This is a genomic window from Amycolatopsis sp. NPDC033938, assembly GCF_055575975.1.
In genome coordinates, this window is sequence record NZ_JBVIRO010000026.1 from 34,736 (window position 1) to 47,105 (window position 12,370).

The 12,370-nt window shown below is 68.5% G+C and carries 7 protein-coding genes and 1 pseudogene; 4 read left to right on the forward strand and 4 right to left on the reverse strand.

Translation table 11 applies throughout. The features are described from left to right. Window positions 1–45: 45 nt before the first annotated feature. Window positions 46–2,781, reverse strand: a complete 2,736-nt coding sequence (locus ACZ5ZX_RS38140; protein WP_465506856.1) for a M36 family metallopeptidase — start codon at window positions 2,779–2,781, stop codon at window positions 46–48. Window positions 2,782–3,030: 249 nt separating this feature from the next. Between ACZ5ZX_RS38140 and ACZ5ZX_RS38145 the strand changes: the two are divergent. The 4 genes and pseudogenes from ACZ5ZX_RS38145 (at window position 3,031) to ACZ5ZX_RS38160 (ending at window position 9,763) form a co-directional block, all read left to right on the forward strand. Then, window positions 3,031–3,730 (forward strand): annotated as a pseudogene (locus ACZ5ZX_RS38145) (sigma-70 family RNA polymerase sigma factor). A 31-nt stretch (window positions 3,731–3,761) separates the two neighbouring features. Next, window positions 3,762–4,520, forward strand: coding sequence for an SDR family oxidoreductase (locus ACZ5ZX_RS38150; RefSeq protein WP_465506857.1), 759 nt, complete (start codon window positions 3,762–3,764; stop codon window positions 4,518–4,520). A 60-nt stretch (window positions 4,521–4,580) separates the two neighbouring features. Continuing rightward, window positions 4,581–7,679: a GH92 family glycosyl hydrolase gene (locus ACZ5ZX_RS38155; RefSeq protein ID WP_465506858.1), complete on the forward strand. Its 3,099-nt coding sequence runs from the start codon at window positions 4,581–4,583 to the stop codon at window positions 7,677–7,679. Continuing rightward, a complete protein-coding gene (locus tag ACZ5ZX_RS38160) occupies window positions 7,676–9,763 on the forward strand; it encodes an FUSC family protein (protein WP_465506859.1) in 2,088 nt (695 codons plus the stop codon). Before ACZ5ZX_RS38155 ends, ACZ5ZX_RS38160 begins: the two co-directional genes overlap by 4 nt. 45 nt (window positions 9,764–9,808) lie before the next feature. Here ACZ5ZX_RS38160 and ACZ5ZX_RS38165 read toward each other — a convergent pair whose 3' ends face one another. The 3 genes from ACZ5ZX_RS38165 to ACZ5ZX_RS38175 form a co-directional block, all read right to left on the reverse strand. Then, the gene (locus tag ACZ5ZX_RS38165; protein ID WP_465506860.1) at window positions 9,809–10,453 is read right to left on the reverse strand and encodes a DUF4360 domain-containing protein; all 645 of its coding nucleotides are present in this window, start codon (window positions 10,451–10,453) and stop codon (window positions 9,809–9,811) included. Between the two features lie 154 nt (window positions 10,454–10,607). After that, window positions 10,608–11,249: a DUF4360 domain-containing protein gene (locus ACZ5ZX_RS38170; protein ID WP_465506861.1), complete on the reverse strand. Its 642-nt coding sequence runs from the start codon at window positions 11,247–11,249 to the stop codon at window positions 10,608–10,610. Window positions 11,250–11,505: 256 nt separating this feature from the next. Then, the gene (locus ACZ5ZX_RS38175; protein WP_465506862.1) at window positions 11,506–12,369 is read right to left on the reverse strand and encodes an LLM class F420-dependent oxidoreductase; all 864 of its coding nucleotides are present in this window, start codon (window positions 12,367–12,369) and stop codon (window positions 11,506–11,508) included. Window position 12,370: the final 1 nt, after the last annotated feature.

Here is a 12,370-nt window from a genome sequence, read left to right on the forward strand (position 1 = left end):
GTCCCTCACCCCTCGCGGACCGCACCATCGGGTCAGGTCATCGGGTCAGGCGGAGCCTCCCCGCACCGCCAGCCGCTGTACGTCCATGTACAGGCAGCCGGCCGTGGAGGGCTGCGGCGAGCAGACCTTGTCCGGATAGAACGAGAGCTGGTTGGACGAGACGGTCAGCCGCACGAACAGCACACCGGTCGCGCTGCCCGGGGCGAGCTGGAGTGCGGTGAGCTTGCCGAGATCCGACGGCTTGAAGTCGCCGGTGCCCGCCTTCACCCAGGTCGTTCCGTCCACCGAGGTTTCGACGGTGACGTCCTTGGCCGCGGCGGGCGGATCGTCGCCGCAGGTGTTGGCCGGGTCGATCTCGATGGCGCTCACGGTGACCGGTTTGGCCAGCTTGATCGTGACGAACCGCTTCTCGATCGTGCCGTCCGGGCCGACCACCTTGTCGGTCGACCAGCCGCCACCACCGAGCACCGAGGACTTCAGCAGGTCACCCGGCCCGCAGCCGTACTGGGTGAAGTCCTCTCCGTTGAACGCGGTGACGCCGGCACCCGCGCCGCTGGAGGCCCAGTTGAGCCGCAGCCCCCAGTCGACGGTGGTGGTACCGGAGCGGACCGAGACCGTGCGGATCTCGCTGTCCGCGCCGCCGCCGTCGGCGTAGACCTTCGGATAGGTGCCCGGGAGCACCGAGGGAATGGTGTAGGCGCCCTTGGCGTCGGTGACCGCGGACAGCGAGCCGCCGAAACCGGAGTCGTGGCCGCCGAACCGGACTGCGACGCCCGCGATCGGGGTGCCGTCGTCACGGTTGGTGACCTTGCCGGTCACGGTCCCGGTGGGGGTGCCCGCAGGCGGCGGGGTGGAGAAGTCCTCCGCCGGTGCGGTGTCGGCACCGGTGATCGTCGCGGCGAAGTAGCCCATGCCGCGGGCGGCGAACGCCTTCCACAGCTTGGCGTGCGCGCGGCCGCCGTTGATCACCGTGTCGGCCTGCAGGATCGCGTTCCGCATGTCCAGGAAGGACGGCGACGCGGGTGAAAGCTCCATCGCTCGGGTGACCAGCGCCCTCGTCAGCGGCACACCGAGCACCGAGCGGACGTCCCACAGCGTGCTGGCCCAGATCTCGCCGTCGGCGTGCACCTCCGGGAACCCGATGATCCGGCCGAGGTCGCCGTAGGTGTAACCGCCGGGTCCGGCTCCGGGGGTGCCGGGGCATTGCGGTGCGCCCGCGCCGACCGGGCAGTCCAGCGGCTGGGTGCGGGCGAGGGGTTTGCCGTTGCTGACGTAGTCGCCGCCGAGGAGTTCACCGGGCGCGGGGGTGTCCTTGACCGCGTTGCGGCCGGCGAGGTAGTCGAAGGCGTACCAGTCGCTCCAGGCCTCGCCCATCGCGGCGGACTGCAAGGTGTTCAGGGTGGAGTTGCCCTGCGCGTCGACGACGAGCCGGTTGGACAGGCCGTGGGTGTATTCGTGGTGGATGATCGTGGCGTCGTCGGCGGAGTTCGCCGCGAGGAACGGGTCCGTGGGGTCCCTGGGGTCGTGGAACAGGAACATCCCCATGGTCGGGGCCTGCCCGTCGGGCGGGGTGCCCATGAAGGCGTTGTCGTAGTAGCCCGGTTCCTGGGCGCCGAGCAGGGTGTGGACCTGTACGGCGTCGCCGTCGACCTTCTCGAAGTTGCCCGCCTCGCGGGTGAAGCCGATCGGGAAGGAGGCCAGGTGGTCGTGGAAGCTCCCGACGTAGGCCAGTGCCTGTACGGCGTTCTGTTCGCGGTTCTTCGCCCACGAACCCGGCGTCTTCGGGTCCCACGAGCACGGCCTGCTCGCCGAGCACGGCGGGCCGACGACGGCGTTGAAGTCGGTGAACTTGTAGCGGTAGCTGCCGTCGGTGTTCGGTCCGATCTCTTCCGGTGGCTGGAACTTCAGGTCGCCGTTGACGTCGGCGGCGACATGCGCGACGTTGCCGTCCAGGGTGGTGGCGTCGGCGGGCAGCCAGCCCTTCTGGGTCAGGTTGACCTGTTTCTGCGGGCCCGGCTGGACTTCCCAGGCGAGGCCTTTGGCGCCGGCGGCGTCGTTGGCTTCGTTGGCGTGGTTCACCAGGTTCTTGCGGTAGAGCAGCTTGCCGGTGCCGGCGTCGGTCACTTCCTGGAACATCTTGTCGGCGGCGGGTTTGGCCAGCCGGTACCAGGCGGGACGGATGCCGTCGCCGGTCAGGAACGCGACCTGCTCGGCGTCCGGTCCGGGTGCGGCGAGCGTGGCCGCGCCGAGTGAGGTGGGGAGGTCGCGCACGGGCGAGCCGTCCAGCTGGATGAGCCTGCCGTCCTTGGTGACGTGCGCCTTCAACCCGTTGCCGAACACGGGAATCCCGCCGACGGTCTGGGTGAAGGAGAGGTGGTGGGTGCCTTCGACGTCGACGTAGTCCTTGCGCAGGGTCAGTTTCGCGGTATCGGCGGCACTGAGGCCGACGAGTCCTTCCTGTTCGCGCAGATAGTCCAGCACGATGTCGCGGGCCGGTTTCCCGCTCGGTCCGGTGAGGAAGCCGTCGGTGCGGGCGAGGACGCGTGGGGTGCCGGTCAGCTCGTCGAAGTCCAACAGGGCCTGGTTCCCCAGTTCCGCGCGTGCCTTCGCGACGGTGTTCGCCCGCGACGCCGAGAGCCGGGCCTGCGCGCCGAGTACACGCGGGCTGGTTCTCGCCGTGTCACGGACATCGACGTCCTTTCCGGATCTGTCCGGGGTGAACCCGACGGCGCCCGGTGCCGGTGCCGCGCCGGCTTCGGGCGCCGTGATCAGCGCTAACACTGTGATGACGGTCGCGGCGCACATCGAAGCACGCGAACGCGACGAACGTGACGTCACTCCAGACCCCTCTCTTGGTGGTGACGTGGACGCTCCATTCGTACCGATACAGTCACAGTGGACGTCAGCGCCGATCAGGTACGGACCATCCCGGTCAGCGGGACACCGGCGCAGGGACGTCCACAATGGACTCGACTGGATTCGTAGCGGGAGATCGTGTCCGACAGGGATTGGGGCGAGCGCGGCTTGAAGATCGACGATTTCGCGCTCGACGAGACGCTGCGGTTCGAGCGGCTGCGGCCTCGGCTGTTCGGCCTCGCGTACCGCCTCCTCGGTTCGGCGGCGGAGGCGGAAGACGCCGTCCAGGACGCCTACCTGCGGTGAGCGGGCGCTGAGCGTGAGTCGATCGAGTCGCCGCGGGCATGGCTGGCGAAGGTGGTCACCAACCTCTGCCTGAACCGGCTGACCTCGGCCAGGGCACAACGCGAACGGCATGTCGGGCCGTGGCTGCCCGAACCGGTGCTGACCTCGGACGACGCCCTCGGTCCGCTGGAGACGGCGGAGCAGCGGGAGTCCGTGTCGCTGGCGATGCTGGTGCTGCTGGAACAGCTCAGCCCGGTCGAGCGGGCGGTGTTCGTGCTGAAGGAGGCCTTCGCCTACAGCCATCGAGAGATCGCCGCGATCCTCGACGTGTCCGAGGTCAATTCGCGGCAGCTGCACAGCCGGGCGCGGCGAGCGCTGAACCGATCCGACGAGCGACGGGGGCAAGATCACCGCGGCCCGGCGTCCGGTGCAGGGTGCGGCGAAGGTCGCGCGCCTGTACGCCGGCATGTTCGCCGGGTTCGAGGTGGTGGACGGCCGGATCGCCGGGCTGCGGTCGGTCGCGAATCCGGACAAACTCGCCTTCCTCGCGCGGCAGCTGTCACGTTCCGGGTGGCCCGCCGGTTCTTGAGGGTGGAAGCTCTCGTGAACGGAGGACCAAGGTGGCGAAACCGATTCTGGTGACCGGCGGTACCGGCGATCTGGGCCGCGAGGTGGTGCGGCGGCTGCTAGCCGCCGGCCTGCCGGTCCGGGTCATGAGCCGTCGGCCGCGTCCGGCGGAGGTGTCCCATGAGTGGGCGCGGTGTGATCTGGGGACCGGTGACGGCTTGGCCGAGGCGGTCGACGGTGTCTCGGTGATCATCCATTGCGCGTCGACACCGGGGCGCGGGGACGAACGGGCGACCAGGAACCTGACCGAGGCGGCACGGCGGGCCGGGAGCCCGCATCTGGTGTACATCTCGATCGTCGGTATCGACGTGATCAGGTTCTTCTACTACGACGAGAAGCTGGCTTCGGAGAAGGTGATCGAGGAGTCCGGTCTGCCGTGGACGGTGCTGCGGGCGACGCAGTTCCACGAGCTCGTCGCCAGGGCGTCGGCGGTGCAGCGGCGGCTGCCGGTGACGTTCATGCCGTCCGGGTTCCGGTTCCAGCCGGTCAGCACCGGCGATGTCGCGGACAGGCTGGTCGCGTTGGCCTCCGGTGAGCCCGCGGGCCGGGTCCCGGATATGGGCGGTCCCGAGGTACGGACCGCGCGCGACCTGGCGGAGGCCTACCAGCGGGCAACGGGACGGCGGAAGCCGATCGTGCCGGTGTGGCTGCCGGGCAAGGCGTTCCGGGCGTTTCGGGCGGGCGGGAACCTGGCGCCGGAGAACGCGACCGGGGTGGGCACGTTCGAGGAGTTCCTCGCCTCACGCGTTTAGTCCTCTGGATGCGGTGCCGCCCGGCAGGCCGTACCGACGTGTGCGAGTTACGGTGGCCTGGTGACGATCACCGGGTTCTTCTCCTCCTTCGAAACAGGTGATCCGCAGCCGGTGGATCCGGCGTTGCGTATCGGCACCGGGCCGGCGTCGTCGCCGACGGCGAAGCCGGGTGTGGGATTCACCGGCGCGCACGCCCTCCGCTACGAGGGCACGCTCCGCGTGACGCTGTTCGAAGTGGACGTCCAGGTCACCGGCCACACTGAACTGTCCTATGTGGTCTTCCCCGAGGCCGACGCCGTCCCCACCTACCGCAGCACGTTCGTGGCGCTCGACGTCGAGTTCGCCGACGGCACGGCCGCCGGGTTCAGCGCCACCGGGCAAGGCCTGGACAAGACGCTGTACGTCGATCAGTGGAATCGGGTACGCCGACGGCTCGGCGAGTTCGCCGGACGGCGGATCGTCAGGATCGTCCTGGCCTGCGAACCGCCACCCGGTGACGGCGTGCCCGTCGGCTGGGTGGACGACGTCCGGATCGCCGAACGCGTGGTCGAGGTCCGTGAGCCGGTCGATCACGTCCGCACCACCCGCGGCACGCATTCCAGCGACAAGTTCTCCCGGGGCAACAACTTTCCCGCCACGGCCGTCCCGCACGGTTTCAACTTCTGGACCCCGGTCACCGACGCGGGCGTCACCAACTGGCTCTACAGCTATCACCGGCACAACACCGCCGCGAACCGGCCGGCGCTGCAGGCGTTCGCGCTGTCGCATCAGCCGAGTCCGTGGATGGGTGACCGGCACACCTTCCAGGTGATGCCGGGGATCGGGCCGGTCGAGCCCGACCGGGCCCGCCGCGCGCTCACCTTCTCCCACGACGACGAGATCGACCGGCCGCATCATTACGGTGTCCGGTTCGACAACGGCGTCACCGCCGACATCGCCCCGTCCGATCACGCGGCACTGATGCGGTTCACCTTCCCGGGCGATCGTGGCTGGCTGCTGTTCGACAACGCCCGTAACCGCGGCGGGCTGCGCATCGAAAAGCGGGGGCTGGACGCGGCGAACTGTGTGGTCACCGGGCACACGTGGGTCCGCAGCAGGCTGTCGGCCGGTGCGCGGCGGATGTTCGTCCACGCCGAGTTCGACGTCCCCGCCGTAGGGGGCGGGAAGATCCGGCGTCCGGTGTGGCGCACGGTCACCGGGTTCGTGGAGTTCGCGGCGGGCGAGGTGACGATGCGGATCGCGACGTCGCTGATCAGCCTCGCGCAGGCGAAACGCAACCTCGACCTGGAGATCCCCGCCGGTACGAGCTTCGAACAGGTCCGCGACCGGGCCAGGGGCGCGTGGTCGGAGGTACTGGGCCGGGTCGAGATCGAAGGCGCGACCGAAGACCAGCGCGACACCTTCTACTCCAACCTCTACCGCCTGTTCCTGTATCCGAACTCCGCGCACGAGGACACCCCGAGGGGCGTCCGTCACGCGAGCCCGGTCGTCCGCCGGTTCCTGCCGAGCACCCGCACGCGGACCGGCGCGAAGGTCGTCGACGGCGAGATGTACGTCAACAACGGCTTCTGGGACACCTACCGCACCACCTGGCCCGCGTACGCCCTGCTCACGCCCGGTCGGTGCGGGCGGATGATCGACGGGTTCGTCCAGCAGTACCGCGAGGGCGGCTGGATCTCGCGCTGGTCATCCCCCGGTTACGCCAACCTGATGACCGGCACCAGCTCCGACGTCGCGTTCGCCGACGCGTACCTCAAGGGCGTGCGGGGATTCGACGTCGAGGCGGCCTACGAGGCGGCGCTGAAGAACGCGACGGTGACTCCGCGCGGGCAGAGCGTCGGCCGGAAGGGCCTGCACGAGTCGATCTTCCTCGGGTTCACGCCGACCTCGGTCCACGAGGGCCTGTCGTGGGCGCTCGAAGACTGCGTGAACGACTTCGGCCTGGCCAATCTCGCCGAAGCGCTCGGCCACCACGACGACGCCGCGTACTTCCGGCAGCGCTCGCAGCAGTACGCCAACCACTTCGATCACCGGATCGGGTTCTTCCAGGGCCGCAACCGCGACGGCAACCGGCACTTCGCCGCCGAGGGCTACGACCCGGAGGCGTGGGGCGGCGACTTCACCGAGACGAACTCGTGGAACACCGCCTTCTCCGTCCCCCACGACGGTGCCGGGCTCGCCGCGCTGCACGGCGGCACCGAAGCGCTGGAGTCCAAACTGGACACGTTCTTCGCGACGCCGGAGACCGGCCGCAAACCGGGTTCCTACGGTGGCCTCATCCACGAGATGACCGAAGCCCGCGACGTCCGGATGGGACAGTACGGGCATTCCAACCAGCCCTCGCACCACATTCCCTGGATCTACAACTACGCGGGCGCGCCCTCGAAGACGCAGCGGATCGTGCGGGAGGTCCTGCGACGGCTCTACGTCGGCGGCGACCTTGGCCAGGGCTATCCCGGTGACGAGGACAACGGCGAAATGTCCGCCTGGTACGTCTTCGGCGCGCTCGGGTTCTACCCGCTGGCCATGGGCAGCCCCGAGTACGCGATCGGCGCGCCGCTGTTCACGAAGGCGACCGTCCAGCTGGAGAACGGGAAGGACCTGGTCATCACCGCGCCCGGCAACACCGAGCGCACCGTGTACGTCCACGGGCTGACGATCGACGGGCGTCCGCACGAGACCAGCACGCTCCCGCATTCGGTGCTGGCGGAGGGCGCGGTGCTGGAGTTCACGATGGGTGAGCGACCGTCGGACTGGGGCCGCTCCCCCGTCGAACCGGCCGCTCCGCGCCCGCTCACGGACATCACGGTCGGCGACGGTGCCCTGTTCGACGACACCACCAAGACCGAGATCACCTTCCCCGGCGGCAGGCCCGTCATCGACTTCCCCGTCGAGGACGCCGGTCGTGACGTCGTGATGTACACGCTGACCTCGGGCAGCCGCCGCGGTGATCCGCGTTCGTGGGTGCTGGAGGGGTCCGACGACGGAGAGCGCTGGGTGCCGCTGGACCGCCGGGAAGGCGAGACGTTCCGCTGGCGCCGTCAGACCCGGCCGTTCGCCCTCTCCGAGCCCGCGAGGCACGCCAGATACCGTCTCCGCATCACCTCGTCCACCGCCCGGCGGGTCACCCTCGCCCAAGGAGAGCTGCTCGCCCGATGATCTCCCGCATCACCCAGGCCACGACCGATCGTCTGGTCGCCTCCGACCCCGGCCTGGTCCGGCTCCGGCTCGGCTTCTCGGCCGTGCTCAGCATCGTCGTCGCGGTGCTGGCCATCCTGCCGTTCCACCAGCCGCTCACGGTCACCCTCGTCGCCGCGATCGCCGCGATGACCTCCGCCTTCACCGTCAACGACGCCACCTCCGGCCAGCAGGCGATCACGCTGATCTCGGCACTGGTGCTCGGGGCCGCGTCACTCACCGCGGCCAGTGTGGGTTCGGCGTTCCCACCGCTGGACAGCGTCGTGTTCGTGCTGCTGATCTTCGTCGCGGTCTACGCGCAGCGGTTCGGATCGCGCGGGATCGCGCTGGGATCGATCTCGTTCTTCCTGTTCTTCTTCGCGATGTTCCTGCAGACACATCTGAAGCAGGTCCCGGTCCTGCTTCTGGCGCTCACGATCGGGATCGCGGCGAACGCGGTGGTCCGGTTCGTCCTGCTGCGCAGGCACACCGACGCGGAGTTCCTGCGGATCCGGCGGGCGTTCCGGGCGAGGCTCGCGGCGGTGGTGCGGGCGGCCGAGGACTATCTGACCGTCGGCGGCAGCGAGCGCACCCGCAAACGGCTCCGCACCACCAACGCCCGTCTGCACGAGACCGTGCTGCTCATCGAGGACACCGCCCCCGAGGTGACCGGGGCGGATTCGGCGAACCGGCTGCGCCGCCGCGCGATCGAGGTCGAGCTGGCGGTGCAGTGGCTGACGATCACCGTGCAACGCACCTGCGCCGAGGAACTCGGCGAGGACGTCCGGGACGATCTGGTCGCGCGTCTGCGGCGGTTCCGGTCGCTCATCGAACGCGACCCGCGGGAACTGCCGCTGATCAGCGAGACCGAAGAGTTCAGCAGGATGCTGGTGGAAGGCAGCCGGATCGACGAGCACGCCGCGGCCGGTGACGGGGTCCGCCGGGCCATCGCCGAACTCGCGCTGGCCGACGTCCGGGCGCAGCGGGTCGCCGAACACGACGTCTCCGATACCGCCGACGACCCCGAAGATCCCGAAGAGGAGAAGTCGTCGGCGTTCGCCTACGACAACCAGACGCGCAGCGCCATCCAGGCCGTCGTCGGCGGCGGGCTCGCCGTCCTCGGCGGGGAACTGGTGTCCAGCCAGCGGTGGTACTGGGCGGTCCTGACGGTGTTCGTGGTGTTCATCGGTTCGTCGACGGCGGGTGCGACGTTCGTGAAGGGCGTCCGTCGGCTCGGCGGCACGCTGATCGGCATCGTGGGCGGCCTGGTGCTGACCCTGCTGGTGTCGGGCAGTGTGCCGGCGACGCTGGCGCTGATCCTCGTGTGTGTCTTCGGCATGGTCTACATGGCGCGGGTGTCGCAGGTGATCATGGCGTTCTTCATCACCAGCATGCTCGGCCTGCTCTACAGCCTGCTGGGGACGTTCAGTCTCGAGGTGCTGTGGATCCGCGTCGCGGAGACCGCGGTGGGCGCGGCGGCCGGCGTGCTGGCCGCGGTGGTGATCGTGCCGGTACGCACCCGTGCGGTGATGCTCGACGACGTCTCCGCGTTGCTGGACGAACTGGACGAGTTCGTGGAGAAGGCCGCGGGTCTGTTGTCCGGGGCGGAGAACGTGAGCGTCATCGAGAAGTCGCGTGCTCTGGACCGGGCGGTGGACAAGGTCCGCACGACGATCGAGCCGCTCACTCATCCGGTGAATCTCAGCAGCCGCCGTGACTACGGCTGGCATGTCCTGACGACGGTGGAGACGATCGCCTTCCGCGCCCGGCATGTCGCGGCGCGGTCGCAGGCCGGGCTGCTGGTGAACGAGGCGGACCGGCTGCGGCTGTACACGGGGCGGATCCGGAAGAACATCGCCGTGTTGAGGAAAGCGACGAGTTCTCCCGGTGGTTCCGGGCACGGGACGCTGGTCCGCGACGACGGTACGCCGGTGGCGGACCGGATCGACGACCCGCAGGCACGTTCGGTGCTCACCAGCCTCGGTCATCTCGACGAGACGGTGATCGCGCTGGGCCGCGCGTTCGGGGTGGAGGCCACCGATCCGTCGCCTTCCGCGAAGGGGTGACGGCCTCCTTCGCCGGAACTCGAAGAAGGCCGCCGCCTCACCGGATCAGTTCTTCGGCTTGGGACAGGGTTTCCAGGAGAAGTGGTAGGTGGTCTTGATGGCACCGTCGGTGGAGTCCATGGTGACGAAACTGGTGGTCTTCTTCGGATCGGAAGTGCCGACCGCGGCCCGCAATTCCGTGTTGATGTTGAAGTTCCGGTCCTCACCGCAGGGCTTGTACACGATGGCGCCGACTTCGATCTCGTCGGTGAACTGCCAGTTGTCCTCCAGCGGGCCTTTCAGGTTGTGGTTCACGTAGGAGGTCGGCGAATTTCCTTGGAAGTAATAGTTCGCCCGTTCCAGCCCGGTGGCACCCGCCGCCAAGGAGGCGAAACCTCGATAATCAGCGCTCGCGATACCGTAGGTGAATCCCTGCGGCACGTGCACGTAGAGGTTGAGCTGGCAGTTCTTGCGGAGGTCGGTCGGTTTCGCGCCGACACCGACCTGTGCGGTGTATTCGCTGTAGGTGACGGTGAACGCGGTGTTGTCCGGCGACACGGAAACGGCCGCGGTACCCGGTCTGCAGCCGGTTCCGTTGACGGTCACGACATCGATGATTATCTTGTCGGCAGGCGCGGGAGGCGGCACCCAGCCATTCGATGTGACGACCGAGGAGAAAAGCGTCACGGCAGCAACCAGCGCATTGAGCATGGGATTCCTTCCCAAAACTTCCACACGGCGGGGAACTGGGCGGATTCGATATTTGCGGGGCGACCCGACACAGGGTCGAGGAGAACCTGGTCAGGGCATGGGTGGGACGGCCTTCTTCCGGACAGGGAAGCAGGCCGTCACCCTGGCGGCGTTGTCAGGAGGTCGGGCAGGTCTTCCAGGAGAAGTGGTAGGTGGTCCTGACCGCTCCGTCGGTCGAATCCATCGTGATGAAACTGGTGGTCTTCTTCGGGTCCGAGGAACCCGCGGCGACCCTCAGTTCGGTGTTCACGTTGAGATTCCGGTCCTCACCACACGGCTTGTAGACGATGACGCCACCCTCGGCCTCGTCACGGAATTGCCAGTTGTCCGACAAGGGCCCGTTGAGCGGATGACTCACCTGCGCGGTCGGCGAATTGCCCTGGAAGTAGTAATTCGCCCGCTGCAACCCTTTGGCGCCGGATTCGAGCGAGGCGAAACCGCGATAGTCGGCACTGGCGATACCGTAGGTGAATCCCTGCGGCACATGGATGTTGAGGTTGAGCTGGCAGTTCTTGCGTAGATCGGTCGGTTTCGCGCCGACACCGACCTGTGCGGTGTATTCGCTGTAGGTGACCGTGAACGCGGTGTTGTCCTTGGCGACGGCGATGGCCGACGAACCCGGCGGACAACCGGATCCATTGACGGTGACCACGTCGATGACGACCCGGTCCGGCGGCGGTCCCGGCGGCGGCGACCAGCTATTCGGTGTTATTATCGACGAGAAAAGCGAGACGGCGGCGACCACTGTGGTGAACATGAGGTCCTTCCCAAAACTTCCACACGGGGGGCGGGGAACTGGGCGGACTCAGGTTAGCGAAACGATCTTCACGATGCCGCCCGCCGATCGGACGAAAACGTCCCGGCAATCGGTTCATGAAATAAGTTTATGGACTGTAACCGTTTTCCGGGGTTGCCGCGAACGGCGAAATCCCCGGAAAACACCACCTCGTTGGCACGATATGAAAAACGTCGCCGCGTATCGGGTGTTGACGATTTCGGAGAGACAACCGCGATCACGCGCCGACGAGGCTCGCGGCCTCGGCCGGCAGCGTCACCGCTTCCGCTCGCCACGGGCCGGCGGTGATCACCACCGTGTGGTCGAGTCCCCATGACGCGAACCGCTCGCACCGGTAGGCGAAGTCCGTCGAGGACTCCCCCGGCGCCAGCCGGGTCGCGATGGTCTTCTCGATCTCCTCGACGGGCCGCCCGATCTCGGCGCAGTGCCGGGCGAGGACGTCCAGCTGCGCGCGGACGGTTTCGCCGCCGTCAGGAATGTCGAAGAGGTTGCACGCGTCGGCGTACCGGGCGACGAGCCGCAGGGTCCGCTTCGGCCCGGTTCCGCCGATGAGCAGCCTCGGCCGCCGCACCGGCAGGGGGTTGTTGACCGGCCGCTCCAGCCGGTAGTGCCGTCCGGTGAACGCCGAGGTGTCGCCGTCCCACATCCGGAGTGCGATCCGGAGCGTCTCCTCCAGCCGCTCGAACCGTTCGGCGACCGGCGGCAGCGACAGGCCCATCGCGCGCGCCTCGTCCTCCTGGTAGCCCGCGCCGATCCCCAGCCAGGCCCGGCCCCGCGAGAGGACGTCCAGCGTGGTGACCGCCTTCACCAGGAGGGCGGGCGCCCGGAAGGTGGCGGCGCTGACCATCGTGCCGAGCCTGATCCGGGAGGTCACCGAGGCGAGGTAGCCCAGAGTCGTGTACGCCTCCAGCATTTCCGAGTCCGGAGTGCTGCCAGGCGCGGTCTGCAGCAGGTGATCCGCCACCCACAGGGTGTCCAGCTCACTCTCGTTGGCGGCACGGGCGACCGCGGTGAGCCCGTCGACCAGCCCGGCCTGTCCGCCGGGCCAGGAGAAATCGGTGATGCTGACGCTGATCCGCATG